Raw genomic sequence first — 17,927 nt, forward strand, 5'->3', positions numbered from 1 at the left:
CCTCCGGAACGCCGTGTACCAACTCCCCCATGACGATCAACGGCGGCATTTCCTTCTGGTACGCGACGGACACGGCGAACGCGACGGGCCCCACCGCCACGCCCCCACCACCCCGCGCACCCCTCACCGCCGACGCCACCGCGGACGTCGTCATCGTCGGCGGCGGCTACACCGGCCTGTGGACGGCGTACTACCTCAAGCGGTCCGCCCCCGACCTGCGCGTCACCGTCCTGGAGCAGAAGTTCTGCGGCTACGGAGCCTCCGGCCGCAACGGCGGCTGGCTCTACAACGGAGTCGCCGGCCGCGACCGCTACGCCAAGCTCCACGGCCACCAGGCGGCACTCCGCCTCCAGCACGCCATGAACGACACCGTCACCGAGGTCATCGACGTGGCGGCCAAAGAAGGAATCGACGCCGACATCCACCGCGGCGGTGTCCTCGAAGTCGCCCGGACCCCCGCCCAGCTCACCCGCCTCAAGGCCTTCCACGCGGCCGAAACGGCCTTCGGCGAGACGGACCGCGAGTTCTACGACGCCACCACCACCCGCGCCCGCATCGACATCGCCGACGCCGTCGGCTCCAGCTGGAGCCCTCACGGCGCCCGCATCCACCCCCTGAAGCTGGTCAAGGGCCTGGCCGCCGCCGCCGAACGCCTCGGCGTGGTCATCCACGAGTCCACACCCGTCACCGAGATCGCCCCGCGCAGGGCCGTCACCCCGTACGGCACGGTCCGCGCCCCCTACGTCCTGCGCTGCACGGAGGGCTTCACCGCCGCCCTCAAGGGCCAGAAGCGCTCGTGGCTCCCCATGAACTCCTCGATGATCGTAACCGCCCCGATCCCGCCGGAGACCTGGTCGCGCCTGGGCTGGTCGGGCAAGGAGGTCCTGGGGGACATGGCCCACGCCTACATGTACGCCCAGCGCACCGCGGACGACCGCATCGCGATCGGCGGCCGCGGCGTCCCCTACCGCTTCGGCTCCCGCACGGACCACGACGGCCGCACCCAGCCCGCGACGATCGAGAGCCTCACCGCGCTGCTGACCTCCTTCTTCCCCCAGCTGGCGGGCACGGAGATCGCCCACGCCTGGTCCGGCGTCCTCGGCGTCCCCCGCGACTGGTGCGCCACCGTCACCCTGGACCGCACCACGGGACTGGGCTGGGCCGGCGGCTACGTCGGCTCCGGCGTCGCCACCGCCAACCTGGCCGCCCGCACGCTCCGCGACCTGGTCCAGCAGGACGCCACCGAGCTGACCGCCCTCCCCTGGGTCGGCCACCGCGTGCGCCGCTGGGAGCCGGAACCTTTCCGCTGGCTCGGCGTCCAGGCCCTCTACGCCGCCTACCGCGAGGCGGACCGCCGCGAATCCACCACCCACCGCCCGACGACGGCCCCCCTGGCCCGCCTGGCCGACCGCATCTCGGGCCGCCACTGAACGGCCCCGGGCACGCCAAAGAGCCCGGACACGCCGAAGAGCCCGGACACGCCGAGAAGCCCGGACATGCCGAAGGCCCCGGACCTCACGGTCCGGGGCCTTCCGGCGCGGAGCCCCCTGTCGGGTTCGAACCGACGACCCCCGCTTTACAAGAGCGGCGCTCTGGCCAACTGAGCTAAGGAGGCATACCCGTGCAGTGTACCCAGGGCCGGACCGCCCGTCTGTCGAAAATCTCACGCCCGTGTCCGCCGCGGGCTACTGACAGGAGCCGCGCGCCGGGGTAGCGTCGGGCGGAAGTCCACTCAGTGGACTAGACCCATTTTTTCCTTCCACTCGGATCGTCCGGCACGTTCCTGCCGGTAGAAGGGATCCACCACCATGGCTTCTGTCACTTTCGACAAGGCGACCCGGCTGTACCCCGGCGGCGACAAGCCCGCCGTCGACGAGCTGGAGCTGCACATCGAGGACGGCGAGTTCCTCGTCCTCGTCGGCCCGTCCGGCTGCGGCAAGTCCACCTCCCTGCGCATGCTCGCCGGCCTGGAGGACGTCAACGGCGGTTCCATCCGCATCGGTGACCGCGACGTGACGCACCTGCCGCCCAAGGACCGGGACATCGCGATGGTGTTCCAGAACTACGCGCTCTACCCGCACATGTCCGTCGCCGACAACATGGGCTTCGCGCTCAAGATCGCCGGCGAGGACAAGGCCACCATTCGCAAGAAGGTGGAGGACGCGGCGAAGATGCTGGACCTCACCCAGTACCTCGACCGCAAGCCGAAGGCGCTCTCCGGCGGCCAGCGCCAGCGCGTCGCCATGGGGCGCGCCATCGTGCGCAAGCCGCAGGTGTTCCTGATGGACGAGCCGCTGTCGAACCTCGACGCCAAGCTGCGCGTCTCGACCCGTACGCAGATCGCGGCCCTCCAGCGGGACCTCGGCATCACCACCGTCTACGTCACCCACGACCAGGTCGAGGCCATGACCATGGGCGACCGCGTGGCCGTGCTGAAGGACGGGCTGCTCCAGCAGGTCGACACCCCGCGCAACATGTACGACCGCCCCGCGAACCTCTTCGTCGCCGGCTTCATCGGCTCGCCCGCCATGAACCTGGTCGAGGTCCCGATCACCGACGGCGGCGTGAAGTTCGGCGACAGCGTCGTGCCGGTTTCGCGCGAGGCGCTGTCCGCCGCCGCCGACGCGGGCGACCGTACCGTCACCGTCGGCGTCCGCCCGGAGCACTTCGACATCGGCGACACCGGCGGTCTGACCATCATCGTGAACGTCGTCGAGGAGCTCGGCGCCGACGGGTACGTCTACGGCTCCACCTCCGCCGCCGACGGCTCGCAGGACCTCGTGGTCCGCGTCAACGGCCGCCAGGTGCCGGAGAAGGGCTCGACGCTGCACGTGGTGCCGCGGGCCGACGAGATCCACGTGTTCTCGACTTCCTCCGGTGAGCGGCTCTCCGGCTGACCGCCACCTCGCCGCCCGCGCACGGCCCGAAGGGACGTCCCGTCAAGGGGCGTCCCTTTCGCGGTCGTTACCCCGGCAGAACGGGCCATTCGGCCCCGCCCGTCAACCCCCGATTCGAAAAGCCACGTCGAACCATCCCTCGTCAGGGTGACTAAATGTCGCCAAATCTTCACCGAGCGCTACTCTCGCCCTCGTGACCCATACTGCCCGCCGTATCGGCCGTTCCCTCGCCCTGGTCCTGCCCGTCGTCCTGGTCCTGTCCGGGACGCTCGCGGTCACCATGGTCCCCTGGGCGGACAATTCCTCCTCCCAGATCCTGACCGCCTCCGCCGAGGACGTCTCCGTCCCCGCGAAGCCCCGCGCCACCCACGAGGTGCTGCGCGACAAGCTGCTCAGCGAGTTGCAGCAGGGGCAGGCGCCGGGTGATGTCCTGACCCGTCTCCAGCAGGAGGTGGACCGGCGGCCGTCGCTCGCCGAACACTGCGTGGGGATCGCGCGGGCGCTGGGACGGGCCGCCGTCGACGTCTACGGACCGACGAAGGCCCAGTCCTTCGCCCGCCCCGTCTGCGACACCTCGTACGCGGCCGGCGTCGCCTCCATGGGCTGACACGGCGCGTCGCCCCTCCACGGGCTGACACGGCCGAGTCGCTCTTCGCCGGAGCCCGGGCCTCCCTACTCTGGCCACCATGACCGACGCCGACCCCGTACATGCCGCATCCCCGGCACGTCCCGCATCCTCCGTACGCCCCGCACCCCGATCCGCTCATTCCGCAGCCGCGTTCCCCACCACCAGCCCCACCCAGGCGGTCGTCCTGGCGGGCGGCCAGGGGTCGCGGCTGCGGCCGTACACGGACGACCGTCCGAAGCCGATGGTCGAGATCCCGGGGACGGGGCTGCCCATCATCGGGCACCAGCTGGCCTGGCTGGCCTCCGAGGGGGTCACCGATGCCGTGGTCTCCTGCGGGCATCTCGCCGGGGTGCTCCAGGAGTGGCTCGCCCAGGCCTCGTTGCCGCTCCGCGTGACCACCGTGGTCGAGGAGGAGCCGCTGGGGCGCGGAGGCGGTCTCAAGTACGCCGCCCGTCACCTCCCGCACCCCGATCAGGCCTGGTTCGCGACGAACGGCGACGTCTGGACCCGCTTCTCGCTGCGGGAGATGGCCGCTTTCCACACCGAGCGCGGGGCGGTCGCGACCCTGGCCCTGGCCCGGCCGCGGATCCCCTGGGGGGTGGTGGAGACCAACGAGTACGGGCAGGTGCTGGACTTCATCGAAGCCCCGCCGTCGCCTTATCTGATCAACGCCGGCGTGTATGTCTTCGGGCCCGAATTCGCCGCGCTGCTCCCCGACTTGGGCGACCACGAGCGCACGACCTTCCCGCGCCTGGCCCGGGAACGCCGCCTGGCGGGCTTCCCGCTGCCGCAGGGGGCCTACTGGCGGGCGATCGACACCGCGAAGGACCTCACCGAGGCGGCCAGGGAGTTGGCGGCGCAGACGGGCTCCTGAGGCCTTTCGGACGGGAGTACGGCCCCAGCGGCAACGGCCTCGGGGGCCACGCGGGTACGGCACGTACGACACGGCGAGCGCCGCACGCGGAAGCACGGGGAAGCACGGGGAAGCACGGGAAGCACGGGGAGGCACCCCGCAGCACCACTCGTACGATGCTTCGCGCGCCCGGCACACGCGGAGGGGCCCGGCACGCTCGCACGCGCCGGGCCCCGATGTCCGTCCAGCGGATCCGTCGGCGTCAGCCGAGGAGCCCTCCGACCAGGCCGGGCTGCTTCGTCGGGGTGGAGCCCCCGCTGCCGCCGCCCGAGCCGCTCCCCGTGCTGGAGCTCGGCGGCCTCTGCGTGGCCGACTGCCGGGGCGTGCTGCGCGGGGTCTGCGTACCGGTGGTGCGCGTCGCGCTCGGCGACCCGGAGGTCCCGGCGGTCTCCCGCGCGGGTCCGGCCGTCGCCCCGCGTCCGGACTTCGCGGCCGGTTCGGAGGGAGAGACCGAGGGCTGCGCCGTCCTGGACGGCTGCGGCGAGGGTTGCTGCCGGGCCGGCGTCTGCGGGAGCGGCTGCCCCGGCAGGTAGTTGCTGGGCGCCCGTCCCGGTCCGGGCACGGTGACCACGGTGGTGGAGCGGACGGCTCCGCCGAGGAGCGAGCCGATGAGCAGGGTGAGCCCGCACACGACGGCGGCCATGACGGCCCCGCGGCGCAGTACGCGCCGCCGCAGCCGCCAGATCTCGGAGCGCGGTCCGAGGGTGCGCCAGGCCTCGCCGGCGAGCCGCCCGTCGAGGGAGTAGACCGGCGCGCCCGCGATGATCAGCGGGCTCCAGGCGGCGAGGTAGATGATGTCGGGCGCGTCGTAGGCGGGGACGGTCTTCCAGCTCACCGTCATCAGCAGCGCGGCGGACAGCAGGGCCCCGAAGGAGGCGGCGAACCGCTGCCACAGGCCGAACACCGTCAGCACGCCCACGATGACCTGGAGGAACGCCACGCTGAGCCCGGCGCCGACCGGGTGCGCCAGCGCGAAGTCGCGCAGCGGCTCGGCGAGCGCCCACGGGTGCAGGGTGTGCAGCCAGGTGACCATGGAGCCGCGTTCGCCGCCGTCGAAGTAGACGGGGTCGCACAGCTTGCCCATGCCGGCGTAGATGGAGATGAAGCCGAGGAAGACGCGCAGCGGGAGCAGCACGACGCCGAGGTTCATCCGGCGGCCGGGGTAGTACGAGGCCTGGCCCCGCGCGTCGGAGCCGCCGCGCCGGGAGTCCTCCGGGTCGCCCGGCCCGCCTCCGTAGGGGGCGTCGTGGGGCAGGTCCCGTACGGCGGCCAGGGTGCGGGTCTCGTCCGGGTCCCCGTAGGTGCGCTGGCCGATGACGGTCGGCGTGGCGAGGGTGTTGTCGGCGAGGTCCTGGGCCAGGTCGATGCGCGGGATGACCTGGGTGGCTCCGCCGTCGTACTCGTCGTGGCCGCGCCCTGACTCCCGTACGGCCTGGAGCAGTCCGCCCATGGCCGACGCGTCGCCGGAGTCCCCCTTTCCGCTCCAGACGACGGGAGCCCGGCGGCGCGTCGCTCCGGCGGCCACGGCGCCGCCGAGGACGGGCGCGCGGCCGGGGGCGTGCGCGGGCTTGGAACGCGCGCTCGGGCTCGGTGCGAGCCGCACGCGGAAGCTGGCGTGGTTGACGATGACCTGTGCGGGATCGCACGGCACCTTGACCATGCTCAGCGCGGGCTGGTCGTCGAACCCTGACGTTCTGGTGTCCACACTCATCTAACCGAGTGATCAGTGTTTAGGACACTGCCTTGACATCAGAGATCTGTCCGAGACCCGTCAAGATCAAGCCACCCCGCCCATAAGGGGCGGGGTGACACGCTCACGGGTCACTTTCCGTGAGCCAAGTGGATCAAGCGCGCCCGCGGTCGGCACGCCGGCGGGCGGCTTCGTAGAGCACGACACCCGCGGCGACACCGGCGTTGAGCGACTCCGCGCCACCCGGCATGGGGATGCGGACGAGGTAGTCGCAGTTCTCGCCGACGAGGCGGCCGAGGCCCTTGCCCTCGGAGCCGACGACGATGACGACCGGGCCGCCGAGCGCCTCCAGGTCGTTGACCGTGTGCGTCCCCTCGGCGGCGAGGCCGACGATGGTGATGCCGGCCTTCTTGTACTCCTGGAGGGCGCGGGTCAGGTTGGTCACGCGGGAGACCGGGGTGCGGGCGGCGGTGCCGGCCGAGCTCTTCCAGGCACCGGCGGTCATGCCGGCGGCGCGGCGCTCGGGGATGACCACGCCGTGGCCGCCGAAGGCGGAGACGGAACGGACGATCGCGCCGAGGTTGCGCGGGTCGGTGACCCCGTCGAGGGCGACGATCAGCGGGTCGTCACCGTCGTCGTACGCGGCGGCGGTGAGCTCCTCCGGGTGCGCGTACTCGTACGGCGGGACCTGGAGGACCATGCCCTGGTGGTTGAGCCCGTTGGTCATCCGGTCGAGCTCGGGGCGCGGGGCTTCCATCAGGTTGATGTTGCCGCGCTCGGCCGCGAGCTGGAGGGCCTCACGGACGCGCTCGTCGTTGTCGATGAACTGCTGGACGTAGAGCGTGGTGGCCGGGACCCCGTCGCGCAGCGCCTCGAAGACCGGGTTGCGGCCGACGACCATCTCACTGGTGCCCTTGGGGCCGCCGCGGCGCGGGGCCGGGCGCCGCTTGGCGGCCTGCTTGGCCATGGCGTTCGTGATGCGGTTCTTCTTGTGGCCCTTGCGCTCGGACGCGGGGGGCGTGGGGCCCCTGCCCTCCAGGCCCTTGCGCCGCTGGCCACCGCTGCCGACCGTCGCGCCCTTCTTGTTGGACGTGCGACGGTTCCTGCGCTGGCTGTTCCCGGCCATGACTTCTACCTGTTTTCGTTGGTGCTGCGGTATGTACGTATGAAGAGTGTGCCGCCCGGAACGCCGGGCAGCACACCGTGCTCACCTGGCCGGGCCGATCCGCCTGGGCTCGGCTGCCGGGCTCAGCGGGGGCCGAGCGACCAGCGCGGGCCCGCCGGGCTGTCCTCGATGACCAGCCCGGACTGCTGGAGCTGGTCACGGATGGCATCGGCGGTCGCCCAGTCCTTGCGGGCCCTCGCGGACTCGCGCTGCTCCAGGACCAGCCGTACGAGCGTGTCGACGGCGCCGTGCAGGTCCTCACCGCGGTCCGCTTCACCGGCCCAGTGCGGGTCGAGCGGGTCCAGGCCGAGCACGCCCAGCATGGCGCGTACCTCGGACAGGCGCGCGATGGCCGCGTCCTTGTCGTCGGCGGCCAGCGCGCTGTTGCCCTGCCGGACCGTGGTGTGGACGATGGCGAGCGCCTGCGGGACGCCCAGGTCGTCGTCCATGGCCTCGGCGAAGGCCGGCGGGACCTCGGCGGCGGGGGGGACGGGCTTGCCCGCCTTCTCGGTGACCCGCTGGACGAAGCCCTCGATCCGCGCGAAGGCGGACTCCGCCTCGCGCAGGGCCTCCTCGCTGTACTCGATCATCGACCGGTAGTGCGGGGTGCCGAGGTAGTAGCGCAGGACGATCGGACGCCACTGCTTGACCATCTCGGAGACGAGCACCGAATTGCCGAGCGACTTGGACATCTTCTCGCCGGACATGGTGACCCAAGCGTTGTGGACCCAGAACGACGCGAACGCGTCGCCGAAGGCCTTGGCCTGGGCGATCTCGTTCTCGTGGTGCGGGAAGATCAGGTCGAGGCCGCCGCCGTGGATGTCGAAGGCCTCGCCCAGGTACTTGTGCGCCATGGCGGAGCATTCGAGGTGCCAGCCGGGCCGCCCGCGGCCCCACGGGCTCTCCCAGTCGGGCTCGCCGGGCTTGGAGGCCTTCCACATGGCGAAGTCGCGGGGGTCGCGCTTGCCGGTGATGCCCGCCTCGGCGGGCTGCTGGAGGTTGTCGAGCTCCTGGTTGGAGAGCTTGAGGTAGCCGGGGTACGAGCGCACGTCGAAGTAGACGCTGCCGTCGGCCTCGTAGGCGTGGCCGCGCTCGATGAGGCCGCGCATCATCTCGACCATCTCGGTGATGTGGCCGGTGGCGCGGGGCTCGTAGGTGGGCGGGAGGCAGCCGAGGGCGGCGTAACCGTCGTTGAAGGCGCGCTCGTTCTCGTAGCCGATGGACCACCACGGGCGGCGCTGCTCGCCGGACTTCGCGATGATCTTGTCGTCGATGTCCGTGACGTTGCGGATGAAGGTGACGTCGTAGCCCCGGTACTCGAACCAGCGGCGCATCATGTCGAAGTTGAGGCCCGACCGGATGTGCCCGATGTGCGGGGCGGCCTGCACGGTGGCGCCACAGAGGTAGATCGAGACGCAGCCCGCGGTGAGCGGGGTGAAATCACGGATCTGCCGGGCGCTGGTGTCGTACAGGCGAATAGTCACGGCATCCAGGGTAGTGCGCCTGTAGCAGTGCCCCGCGACCCTTTCGGGACGCGGGGCCTGTTTGTTGCCGAAGCGGTGTCGCCGCTACGTCGTAGCCGGGCCGTTTTCGTCGGCGTTCATCCGGTACAGCAGGGCCGTGGCGATGGCGGCGAGGCCTTCGGCGCGGCCGGTGAGGCCCAGGCCGTCGGTGGTGGTGCCGGAGACGGAGACGGGGGCGCCCGCGGCGGCGGCGAGCGCCTTCTGCGCCTCTTCGCGCCGCTTGCCGATCTTCGGGCGTACGCCGATCACCTGGATGGCGATGTTGCCGATCTCGAAGCCCTCGGCCCGGACGATACGGGCCGCCTCCGCCAGGAGGGTGACACCGGCGGCGCCTGACCACTCGGGGCGGGAGGTGCCGAAGTGCGCGCCGAGGTCGCCGACGCCGGCGGCGGAGAAGAGGGCGTCACAGGCGGCGTGCGCGGCGACGTCGCCGTCGGAGTGTCCGGCGAGACCGTCCTCGCCCTCCCACAGCAGGCCGGCGCACCACAGCTCGCGGCCCGGCTCGAAGGCGTGCACGTCGGTGCCGATGCCGACGAGCGGAAGAAGGAGGGGCGGCCCGACGCGACCGGCTTCCGTTCCTGACGGACATGCGGAAGCCGCGGAAGCTGCGGAAGCTGCGGAAGCTCCTGACCCTGCTGACCCTGCGGAGCTAGTAGGCATCGGTGGCCCTCCTGCGGGCGAGTACGGCCTCCGCCAGGATCAGGTCGAGCGGGCGGGTGACCTTGAAGGCCTCTTCGTGGCCGGGAACCACCATGACGGTGATGCCGAGCCGTTCCACCATTCCGGCGTCGTCGGTGGCGCCCTCGCCGTTGACGGCGATCTCCTCGTGCGCGCGCAGGAGGGTGGCGAGGTCGAATCCCTGCGGGGTCTGGACGGCCCGCAGCCGGGACCGCTCCGGGGTGGCGACGACCGGTTCCGGCTCGCCGGGCCTGCCGGGCTCGACCTCCTTGACGGTGTCGGCCAGCGGCATGGCGGGCACCACGGCGGGGGATCCGTCCCGGACGGCCTCGACCACCGAGTCCACGGTGTCGACGGGGACCAGGGGGCGGGCCGCGTCGTGGACGAGTACGGAGGTGATGTGCCCGGGGAGCGCGTCGAGGCCGGCGCGTACGGACTCCTGGCGGGTCTCCCCGCCGGGGACGACCATGATCTCGGTGCGGTCGGGCAGCGCGTGCTCGTCCAGGAGGTGGCGCACCTCGGCGGCGCCGTCGGGCGGCGCGACGACGACCACGAGACCGACCGCGCGGGAGCGGGCCATCGCGCGGACGGCGTGGATCAGCATCGGGGTGCCGCCGATGGACCGCAGTGCCTTGGGAGCTCCGGGGCCGAGGCGGACCCCGCGGCCGGCGGCCGGGATGACCGCGGCGGTGTGGTGGGGGCGCGGGACGCCCTCGGGGCGCGATTCGTCAGACATCGTCAAGCTCCGGGTTGCGCAGCCAGGTTTGTGGCTTCGGCCGACATGGGTATGGCCTGAAGGGTGCCGGGTACGACGTCCTCGCCCCTTCCGTGACGACCGGTCGAGCCGGCTGCCCGGACCCGGCACGCCAGTGAAGTGATGGCAGTGAAGTAATGGGTACAGAAGGCATGGGTACAGACATGCCGCAGCGCCCGGCAACAGCCCTCTCGTGGAGGAGAGGGCGTGTCATCGGGCACCGCGGCACAACTGTGAAGGTTCGTTGCGTCAGGACGCGAGAACCTCGTCGAGGAGGGCCTCGGCCTTGTCCTCGTTCGTGTTTTCAGCGAGCGCGAGCTCGCTCACCAGGATCTGGCGCGCCTTCGCGAGCATGCGCTTCTCACCCGCGGAGAGCCCACGCTCACGCTCACGACGCCACAGGTCACGCACGACTTCGGCGACCTTGATGACATCGCCAGAAGCGAGCTTTTCCAGATTTGCCTTGTAGCGCCGGGACCAGTTCGTCGGCTCTTCTGCGTACGGTGCGCGGAGCACCTCGAAGACCCGGTCCAGCCCGTCCTGGCCGACTACGTCGCGAACGCCGACGAACTCCGCATTGTCCGCAGGCACACGAACCGTCAGGTCGCCCTGGGCGACCTTGAGCACCAAGTAGGTCTTGTCCACGCCTTTGATCTGGCGAGTCTCAATGGCCTCGATCAGCGCGGCCCCGTGATGGGGATAGACCACGGTGTCGCCAACCTTGAACGTCATGTGACAGGTACCCCTTCCGTGGCTATCCAGGGTAACACGAGAACCGACCGTTATGAATGGCGTTTTCGCAGGTCAGGGCACATCTCGGGGCTTGACAACAGCAACAGGAACGTGCTGCGGAGAGCTTCCGGAAGAGGGTATTCGCAGGTCGGGGGCGCTGTACGGACCGGGCGAAAGGGCCACGCTACACCCGCCCGACACCCCGACCGAAGTGACGTACGTCCCGGTTTGCCGGTTTCGAAGTCGGGAAACCGAACTACTCCGTTCGACTGGCGAGCGCCCGGACGGGGTCCGTTCCGGCCCAATCGGGAATTGATCACGAAGCGACGTTCGAAGGAATCCGGCAATTGATCACCGGACGGGCCGGCCCGCGATATGCGGGTGGCACGTGATCGGCGAGCGGAATGGTGATCCCGGACGCACGGGGCGTGCGCGGGCCGGTACGGCCCCACCGGCGCCGCGCCGCGGGGCGGACCGGGGTGCGGGGCGGACCGCGGTGCCGCGCCGGCCTCAGGGCGGGCGGCGCCCTGCGGAGGGTCGGGTGCGGGGGCGGGGCGGCGGCTCGGTAACCTAAGCCCGCTGACACACCCTTAGAACGGCTCCACCTCGCCGTTCCGAGAGCCCACCCGCCCCTTCCGTTCGTCCAAGGAGTTGCCGCCGCCGTGAGCCGCAGCCTTCGACGCGGCGCCCTCGCCGCCACCGCCGTCGTGTTCTCGATCGCCTCGCTCTCCGCGTGCGGTGCGGGCAACGACGCGGAAACCCTCCGGATCAAGCCGGACAACGCCGCCGTCACCAAGGGCGAGATCAAGGTCCAGAACGCGCTGGTGATCACCCCGGGCGAGAAGGACAAGAAGGGCCCCGCCGCCGTCTCCGCGACGCTCTTCAACTCCGGCACCAAGGCGCAGACCCTCGACGGCATCACCCTCCCGGGTGGCAAGTCCAAGGTCGTGCTGAAGGGCGCGGAGGGCGCGGGCAAGGTCACCGTGCCGGCCGGCGGCTCCGTGGTGATCGGTGGCAAGGGCAACCCCTCCGCCGTGATCGAGGGCGGCCGCGACGCCGTCGAGGACGGCAACGTGCAGAAGGTCGTCTTCCAGCTCAGCAGCACGGGTGACGTCGAGCTGGAGGCCTTCGTGGTCCCGGCCACCGGCATGTACGCGGGCTACGGCCCGACCGTGGCCCCGGCCGCCGGCCCCGCCCCCTCCGGCAGCGCCGCGGGCGCGCCGTCGGGCAGCCCGTCCGGCTCGCCCGCGGGTGCGGTGTCCGGTTCTCCGTCCGGCAGCCCGGCCGGGGCTCCCTCGGGCAGCGCCTCCGGTTCCCCCTCGGGTGCCGCCTCGCACGGCGCGGGCCACTGAGACCCGAAGCCGCGTAGACCCACGGGAAGGGCCCCCGACCGCTGATGCGGCCGCGGGCCCTTCTCTCGTGCCGCCGAAGGGTGCGGGCCTACGGCTCGAACTTGTAGCCGAGGCCGCGGACCGTGACCAGGTAGCGCGGCGCGCCCGGGTCGGGCTCGATCTTGGCGCGCAGGCGTTTGACGTGCACGTCGAGGGTCTTGGTGTCACCGACGTAGTCGGCGCCCCAGACGCGGTCGATCAGCTGCATACGGGTCAGCACGCGGCCCGCGTTGCGCAGCAGCATCTCCAGCAGGTCGAACTCCTTGAGCGGGAGGTCCACCTTGCCGCCGTCGACGGTCACCACGTGCCGGTCGACGTCCATCCGTACGGGTCCTGCCTCCAGCGCCGCCGGAGTGACCTCCTCCGGCTCACCGCGGCGGCGCAGGACCGCGCGGATGCGGGCGACCAGTTCCCGCGAGGAGAAGGGTTTCGTCACGTAGTCGTCGGCTCCTATCTCCAGCCCGACGACCTTGTCGATCTCGCTGTCCTTGGCGGTCACCATGATGACGGGGACATTGGAACGGCCGCGCAGCTGCCGGCAGACCTCGGTGCCGGGCAGACCGGGGAGCATCAGGTCGAGGAGGACGAGGTCGGCGCCATTGCGCTCGAACTCGTCGAGCCCGTCGGGCCCGGTCGCGGCGATCGCGACCTCGAAGCCCTCCTTGCGGAGCATGTAGGACAGGGCGTCGCTGAAGGATTCCTCATCCTCGACGACGAGCACTCGGGTCACGGAAGGACCTCCGGGGCAGGGGTGGCTGGTTCTGGTTCAGTGAGGGGTCGGGTGGGTGCGGGGCCCTGCGCCGGGGCCGGCGCGGCTGCTTCGGGAAGTCGCAGGGTGAAGGTGGAACCCTGGCCCTCCGAACTCCAGACCGACACCTCCCCGCCGTGTGAGGCCGCCACGTGCTTCACGATCGCGAGGCCGAGGCCCGTTCCCCCCGTGGCACGGGAGCGGGCCGGGTCCACGCGGTAGAAGCGCTCGAAGATGCGCTCACGGTCCTTTTCCGGGATGCCGATGCCCTGGTCGGTCACGGCTATCTCGATCAAGTGTCCCCCGGGTGCCGCCACCCTGCGCCCGGCTATGCCGACGCGGGTGCGGGCCGGACTGTAGTTGACGGCGTTCTCGACCAGATTTCCGAGGGCGGCCGCGAGCTGTCCGCGATTGCCCCAGACACGCAGGTCGGCGGTGCCGCCCGCGGCCATGGTGATCTGCTTGGAGGAGGCCGTGTGGCGGCAGCGGTCGATGGCCTCGGCGACCAGCGTGTCCACGCGCACGGGCTCCGCGTCCTCCAGCGGGTTGTCGTTCTGGACCCGGGAGAGGTCGATGAGCTCCTGGACGAGGTTGATCAGCCGGGTGGACTCGATCTGCATGCGGCCCGCGAACCGGGTGACCGCCTCGGGGTCGTCCGAAGCGTCCATGACAGCCTCGGAGAGCAGGGAGATCGCTCCCACCGGCGTCTTCAGCTCGTGCGACACATTGGCCACGAAGTCGCGCCGTACGGCCTCGATGCGACGGGCCTCGGTGAGGTCCTCGACCAGGAGGAGCACGAGGCGGGAGCCGAGCGGCGCGACGCGCGCCGAGACCGCCAGGGCCTCTCCGCGGCCCGTGCCGCGCCGGGGCAGGTCCAGCTCGACCTGGCGTATCTCCCCGTCGCGGCGGGTGTCGCGGGCCATGTGCAGCATGGGCTCCACGGCCAGCCTGCCGCCGCGGACCAGGCCCAGGGCGTACGCCGCCGAGCTGGCCTTGACCACCGCGTCACCCTCGTCCAGTACGACGGCGGAGGAGCGCAGGACGGAGAGGACGGTGTCCACGCCGGGCGGGAGCACCGCGTTGATGTCGGGGCGCATGGAGCTCCGGGTGGGGCGGGCCTGGTCGCGCTCGCTCCAGCGGAACGCCAGCATGGCGATGACACCGGTGCAAAGACCGGCAATCGCTGCAGCTGCGGCGACCGCCGCGTTCACGTCCATGCACCCAGGTTAAGCAGGCACGACGACACTTCCACAGCCGTTCGGGTGGCACCTCGAACAGTCGTCGCCCAGAGTTCACCGTGACGACGGGGTTGATTCACTTGAGATGCCGGAGTCGGACGCGTTTGCGGCTCAACGTGTCAACGTAGGGCAAGAGGCCGCCCCCGGCCCCCGGGCAGCAGGCGCTCCGGGCAGTAGGCGAGTAGGCGAGAGAGGGACATCATGCGGGACGCGTACCACGAGGAACTGGACTCGATCGGAGAAAGCCTGGTCGAGATGGCCCGGCTGGTCGGTTCCGCGATCGGGCGGGCCACGACGTCCATGCTCGACGCCGACCTGAAGCTCGCCGAGAGCGTCATCGCCGCGGACCAGAAGGTAGACGACCTCCAGCACGACCTGGAGGCCCGCGCCATCGCGCTGCTGGCCCGCCAGCAGCCGGTCGCCACCGATCTGCGCATCGTCGTGACCTCGCTGCGGATGAGCGCCGACCTGGAGCGCAGCGGTGACCTGGCCCAGCACGTGGCGAAGCTCGCCCGGCTGCGTTTCCCGGCGACGGCGGTGCCGCGGGACCTGCACACCACCATCCTGGAGATGGGGCAGCTGGCGCAGCGCCTGATGGCGAAGGCGGCCGAGGTCATCATCACCAAGGACGTCGACCTGGCGCTCCAGCTGGAACACGACGACGACGAGATGGACCAGCTGCACCGCACGCTGTTCCAGCACCTGATGGACGACCGCTGGCAGCACGGCATCGAGACCGCGGTGGACGTGACCCTGCTGGGCCGGTACTACGAGCGCTTCGCGGACCACGCGGTGTCGGTGGCCAAGCGCGTGGTCTACCTGGTGACGGGCGAGCACGCGGACGAGCTCCAGCCGCCGCCGCCGGTCGAGGGCGCCTGAACACCTGACGTCCGAGCCCCAGTGCGCCGTTGACGCGCCGGTGCCGGTGGGCATGAATGAGTCGAGGGCGGTCCGTCGTGCGAAGTCCCGTACGCCGCCCGCGAGGAGGAACCATGCCCGATTCCCCCGTCCCCATCACACCGGAGCAGGAGCAGCCGCCCCGGCCGGAGCCCCTGCGCCTCCCGCTGCTCGCGGCCTGCGGCTGCGGCTCGGGCTGCGGCTGTGGCTGCCAGTCCGGCGCCCCCTGCCAGTGCGGCGGCTGACCCGGCCCGCGCCCGGCCCGACGTACGCGAGGAGCCCCGTCCGAATCCCTCGGACGGGGCCCCTTCGCGTTCACACCGGCGTTCACGCCCGGCGAGCGGTTACTTCTTCTTGCCCTGGTTCTTGACGGCCTCGATGGCGGCCGCGGCGGCGGCCGGGTCGAGGTAGGTGCCGCCCGGGTTGAGGGGCTTGAAGTCGGCGTCCAGCTCGTAGGCGAGCGGGATGCCGGTCGGGATGTTCAGGCCCGCGATGTCGGCGTCGGAGATGCCGTCCAGGTGCTTGACCAGGGCGCGCAGCGAGTTGCCGTGGGCGGCGACCAGGACGGTGCGGCCGGCCAGCAGGTCCGGGACGATGGCGTCGTACCAGTACGGCAGCATGCGGACGACGACGTCCTTGAGGCACTCGGTCCGGGGGCGCAGCTCCGGCGGGATCGTCGCGTAGCGCGCGTCCTCGGACTGCGAGAACTCCGTACCGTCCTCAAGGGCCGGCGGCGGGGTGTCGTACGACCGGCGCCACAGCATGAACTGCTCCTCGCCGAACTCGGCGAGGGTCTGGGCCTTGTCCTTGCCCTGGAGGGCGCCGTAGTGGCGCTCGTTCAGGCGCCAGGAGCGGTGGACCGGGATCCAGTGACGGTCGGCGGCCTCGAGCGCCATCTGCGCGGTGCGGATCGCGCGCTTCTGGAGCGAGGTGTGCACGACCTCGGGGAGCAGGCCGGCGTCCTTGAGCAGCTCACCGCCGCGGATCGCCTCCTTCTCACCCTTCTCGTTGAGGTTGACGTCCACCCAGCCGGTGAACAGGTTCTTGGCGTTCCACTCGCTCTCGCCGTGGCGGAGGAGGATCAGCTTGTACGGTGCGTCGGCCATGCGTACGAGCCTAATGGACGCCCCGGGGCCCTCGCGCGCGGTGTAGGGGCGGCGCCGATTGACGGTGCGCGTCAATCGGATGGCGCGGGGGAGGCGTCCGCCCGTAATGTGCGGGAAGCGATTGAGACGCTTACACCCCGGGGGGATTCCTTATGTCCGTTGCCAGTCTGAGACGGGTCGCCCGGGAGAGCGTGTCGGGTCTGCCGCGGGCGTTCTGGTGGCTCTGGCTGAGCACGCTCGTCAACCGGCTCGGGGCCTTCGTCGCCACCTTCATGACCCTGTACCTGACCATCGACCGGGGCTACTCGGCCTCCTTCGCGGGACTCGTCGTCGCCCTGCACGGGCTCGGCGGCGTGATCTCCTCGCTCGTCGCGGGCGTGATGACCGACCGGCTGGGGCGGCGGCCCACGCTCATGGCGGCCCAGGCGTCGACGGCCCTTTCGGTGGCGCTGCTGGGGTTCATGGAGCACCCGGCCGCGATCGCGGCGGTGGCGCTGCTGGTCGGTATGACCTCCAACGCGTCCCGGCCGGCCGTGCAGGCGATGATGGCCGACATCGTCCGCCCGGAGGACCGGGTCCGGGCCTTCGCGCTGAACTACTGGGCGATCAACCTCGGCTTCGCCGTCTCCGCGATGGTCGCCGGCTTCGTCGCCGAGTACAGCTACCTGGCCGGCTTCCTGGGCGAGGCGGCGCTGACCCTGGTCTGCGCGGTCCTCGTGTACGTCAAGCTGCCCGAGTCGCGGCCCGAGAAGGGCGACGCCGCCTCGGTGGCCGCGGAGGCGGAGGTCGGACTGGGCACGGTGCTGCGCGACGGGCACTTCATGGGGGTCGTCGGGCTGTCGTTCCTGATCTCGCTGATCTTCATGCAGGGGTCGTTCGGCCTGCCGCTGGCGATGGGCGCCGCCGGCTTCTCCACCGGCGACTACGGCCTGGTCATCGCCGTGAACGGGGTGATGATCGTGCTGCTGCAGATCCCTGTCACACGGTTCATCGAGCACCGGGACCCGCAGAAGCTGCTGGTGGTCTCGGCTCTGCTCGCGGGCTACGGCTTCGGAATCACGGCCTTCGGCGGTTCCCTCGGGCTCCTCGCGCTGTCCGTGTGCGTGTGGACGCTGGCCGAGATCATCAACTCGCCGACCCAGATGAGCCTGGTCGTCCGGCTGTCGCCGCTGCACGGGCGCGGGCGCTACCAGGGCATGTACACGATGTCGTGGGCGGTCGCCTCGCTGGTGGCGCCGCTGCTGGCCGGGACGGCGATCGACCGCTTCGGCGCGGAGTGGCTGTGGGGGACGACGGCGGTCCTGGGGACGGTCGCGGGCCTGGGCTACTGGCTGCTCATGCGGAACCTGCCGGAGGCGTCGGTGGTCGCTGCCGCGGAGCCGCGCGCCGAACCGGACGGCGGACCGCCCTTCCCGCCGGACTCCGGTGCGGGCTCCGAGCCGAGGGCCGCGGCAACGGCCGAACCGAAGGCCGAAGCGGCGCCGGCGCCGGGGGCTCTGGCGGTCACGGCTCCTGCTGCCGGTCCCGGTCCCGGGGTGCCCGCGGCGTAGCGCGGCTCGGCGGCCGG

The 17,927-nt window shown here is 71.4% G+C and carries 17 protein-coding genes and 1 tRNA gene; 8 read left to right on the forward strand and 10 right to left on the reverse strand.

Annotated elements, in window-relative coordinates:
• The first annotated feature begins 29 nt into the window (after positions 1-29).
• Positions 30-1,430 (forward strand): FAD-dependent oxidoreductase, encoded by a 1,401-nt coding sequence (locus ABZX75_RS09280; protein ID WP_355409478.1) that lies wholly within the window; start codon positions 30-32, stop codon positions 1,428-1,430.
• Between the two features lie 111 nt (positions 1,431-1,541).
• Here ABZX75_RS09280 and ABZX75_RS09285 read toward each other — a convergent pair.
• Positions 1,542-1,615: transfer RNA gene (locus ABZX75_RS09285), tRNA-Thr, on the reverse strand.
• A 193-nt stretch (positions 1,616-1,808) separates the two neighbouring features.
• On the opposite strand from ABZX75_RS09285, the gene ugpC reads away from it, so the two are divergent.
• The 3 genes from ugpC (at position 1,809) to ABZX75_RS09300 (ending at position 4,399) form a co-directional block, all read left to right on the forward strand.
• Positions 1,809-2,897, forward strand: coding sequence for a sn-glycerol-3-phosphate ABC transporter ATP-binding protein UgpC (gene ugpC, locus ABZX75_RS09290; RefSeq protein ID WP_355409480.1), 1,089 nt, complete (start codon positions 1,809-1,811; stop codon positions 2,895-2,897).
• 193 nt (positions 2,898-3,090) lie between these two features.
• Entirely contained in the window at positions 3,091-3,504 is a 414-nt protein-coding gene (locus ABZX75_RS09295; RefSeq protein WP_355409482.1) for a hypothetical protein, read from the forward strand.
• A 79-nt stretch (positions 3,505-3,583) separates the two neighbouring features.
• Positions 3,584-4,399: a nucleotidyltransferase family protein gene (locus tag ABZX75_RS09300; RefSeq protein ID WP_355409484.1), complete on the forward strand. Its 816-nt coding sequence runs from the start codon at positions 3,584-3,586 to the stop codon at positions 4,397-4,399.
• A 241-nt stretch (positions 4,400-4,640) separates the two neighbouring features.
• Here ABZX75_RS09300 and ABZX75_RS09305 read toward each other — a convergent pair whose 3' ends face one another.
• From ABZX75_RS09305 to ABZX75_RS09330, 6 genes are all read right to left on the reverse strand, one after another.
• The gene (locus ABZX75_RS09305; RefSeq protein ID WP_355409486.1) at positions 4,641-6,149 is read right to left on the reverse strand and encodes a DoxX family membrane protein; all 1,509 of its coding nucleotides are present in this window, start codon (positions 6,147-6,149) and stop codon (positions 4,641-4,643) included.
• A 133-nt stretch (positions 6,150-6,282) separates the two neighbouring features.
• Positions 6,283-7,254 carry a 23S rRNA (guanosine(2251)-2'-O)-methyltransferase RlmB gene (rlmB, locus tag ABZX75_RS09310; RefSeq protein WP_355409488.1) on the reverse strand — a complete coding sequence of 324 codons (972 nt, stop codon included), beginning with the start codon at positions 7,252-7,254 and terminating at the stop codon, positions 6,283-6,285.
• A 122-nt stretch (positions 7,255-7,376) separates the two neighbouring features.
• Positions 7,377-8,777: a cysteine--tRNA ligase gene (gene cysS / locus ABZX75_RS09315; protein ID WP_355409490.1), complete on the reverse strand. Its 1,401-nt coding sequence runs from the start codon at positions 8,775-8,777 to the stop codon at positions 7,377-7,379.
• 84 nt (positions 8,778-8,861) lie between these two features.
• Entirely contained in the window at positions 8,862-9,344 is a 483-nt protein-coding gene (gene ispF, locus ABZX75_RS09320) for a 2-C-methyl-D-erythritol 2,4-cyclodiphosphate synthase (RefSeq protein ID WP_355409605.1), read from the reverse strand.
• A 121-nt stretch (positions 9,345-9,465) separates the two neighbouring features.
• The gene (ispD, locus tag ABZX75_RS09325; RefSeq protein WP_355409492.1) at positions 9,466-10,230 is read right to left on the reverse strand and encodes a 2-C-methyl-D-erythritol 4-phosphate cytidylyltransferase; all 765 of its coding nucleotides are present in this window, start codon (positions 10,228-10,230) and stop codon (positions 9,466-9,468) included.
• Positions 10,231-10,497: 267 nt separating this feature from the next.
• The gene (locus ABZX75_RS09330) at positions 10,498-10,980 is read right to left on the reverse strand and encodes a CarD family transcriptional regulator (RefSeq protein ID WP_003953493.1); all 483 of its coding nucleotides are present in this window, start codon (positions 10,978-10,980) and stop codon (positions 10,498-10,500) included.
• 662 nt (positions 10,981-11,642) lie between these two features.
• Between ABZX75_RS09330 and ABZX75_RS09335 the strand changes: the two genes are divergently transcribed.
• Positions 11,643-12,332 (forward strand): DUF461 domain-containing protein, encoded by a 690-nt coding sequence (locus tag ABZX75_RS09335; protein WP_355409494.1) that lies wholly within the window; start codon positions 11,643-11,645, stop codon positions 12,330-12,332.
• A gap of 88 nt (positions 12,333-12,420) precedes the next feature.
• Here the strand turns inward: ABZX75_RS09335 and ABZX75_RS09340 are convergent, their stop codons facing one another.
• Both ABZX75_RS09340 and ABZX75_RS09345 read right to left on the reverse strand, forming a co-directional pair.
• Entirely contained in the window at positions 12,421-13,101 is a 681-nt protein-coding gene (locus tag ABZX75_RS09340; RefSeq protein WP_355409496.1) for a response regulator transcription factor, read from the reverse strand.
• Positions 13,098-14,336, reverse strand: a complete 1,239-nt coding sequence (locus ABZX75_RS09345; protein ID WP_355409498.1) for an ATP-binding protein — start codon at positions 14,334-14,336, stop codon at positions 13,098-13,100. The genes ABZX75_RS09340 and ABZX75_RS09345 overlap by 4 nt, the downstream gene beginning before the upstream one ends.
• 222 nt (positions 14,337-14,558) lie before the next feature.
• Between ABZX75_RS09345 and phoU the strand changes: the two genes are divergently transcribed.
• Positions 14,559-15,236: a phosphate signaling complex protein PhoU gene (gene phoU / locus ABZX75_RS09350; RefSeq protein ID WP_355409500.1), complete on the forward strand. Its 678-nt coding sequence runs from the start codon at positions 14,559-14,561 to the stop codon at positions 15,234-15,236.
• 113 nt (positions 15,237-15,349) lie between these two features.
• Positions 15,350-15,499, forward strand: a complete 150-nt coding sequence (locus ABZX75_RS09355; protein ID WP_167344738.1) for a hypothetical protein — start codon at positions 15,350-15,352, stop codon at positions 15,497-15,499.
• Positions 15,500-15,598: 99 nt separating this feature from the next.
• Here the strand turns inward: ABZX75_RS09355 and ABZX75_RS09360 are convergent, their stop codons facing one another.
• Positions 15,599-16,360, reverse strand: coding sequence for a phosphoglyceromutase (locus ABZX75_RS09360; RefSeq protein ID WP_355409502.1), 762 nt, complete (start codon positions 16,358-16,360; stop codon positions 15,599-15,601).
• Between the two features lie 152 nt (positions 16,361-16,512).
• On the opposite strand from ABZX75_RS09360, the gene ABZX75_RS09365 reads away from it, so the two are divergent.
• Positions 16,513-17,910: an MFS transporter gene (locus ABZX75_RS09365; protein WP_355409504.1), complete on the forward strand. Its 1,398-nt coding sequence runs from the start codon at positions 16,513-16,515 to the stop codon at positions 17,908-17,910.
• Positions 17,911-17,927: the final 17 nt, after the last annotated feature.

The sequence above is a fragment of the Streptomyces sp. NPDC003038 genome, assembly GCF_040611115.1.
Lineage (GTDB): Bacteria > Actinomycetota > Actinomycetes > Streptomycetales > Streptomycetaceae > Streptomyces.

Coding starts and splice junctions, on each gene's coding strand:
- ABZX75_RS09280 (WP_355409478.1), top strand. CDS start 30: ATGACGATCAACGGCGGCATTTCCTTCTGGTACGCGACGGACACGGCG.
- ugpC (WP_355409480.1), top strand. CDS start 1,809: ATGGCTTCTGTCACTTTCGACAAGGCGACCCGGCTGTACCCCGGCGGC.
- ABZX75_RS09300 (WP_355409484.1), top strand. CDS start 3,584: ATGACCGACGCCGACCCCGTACATGCCGCATCCCCGGCACGTCCCGCA.
- ABZX75_RS09305 (WP_355409486.1), bottom strand. CDS start 6,149: ATGAGTGTGGACACCAGAACGTCAGGGTTCGACGACCAGCCCGCGCTG.
- rlmB (WP_355409488.1), bottom strand. CDS start 7,254: ATGGCCGGGAACAGCCAGCGCAGGAACCGTCGCACGTCCAACAAGAAG.
- ispD (WP_355409492.1), bottom strand. CDS start 10,230: ATGTCTGACGAATCGCGCCCCGAGGGCGTCCCGCGCCCCCACCACACC.
- ABZX75_RS09330 (WP_003953493.1), bottom strand. CDS start 10,980: ATGACGTTCAAGGTTGGCGACACCGTGGTCTATCCCCATCACGGGGCC.
- ABZX75_RS09345 (WP_355409498.1), bottom strand. CDS start 14,336: ATGGACGTGAACGCGGCGGTCGCCGCAGCTGCAGCGATTGCCGGTCTT.
- phoU (WP_355409500.1), top strand. CDS start 14,559: ATGCGGGACGCGTACCACGAGGAACTGGACTCGATCGGAGAAAGCCTG.
- ABZX75_RS09355 (WP_167344738.1), top strand. CDS start 15,350: ATGCCCGATTCCCCCGTCCCCATCACACCGGAGCAGGAGCAGCCGCCC.
- ABZX75_RS09360 (WP_355409502.1), bottom strand. CDS start 16,360: ATGGCCGACGCACCGTACAAGCTGATCCTCCTCCGCCACGGCGAGAGC.
- ABZX75_RS09365 (WP_355409504.1), top strand. CDS start 16,513: ATGTCCGTTGCCAGTCTGAGACGGGTCGCCCGGGAGAGCGTGTCGGGT.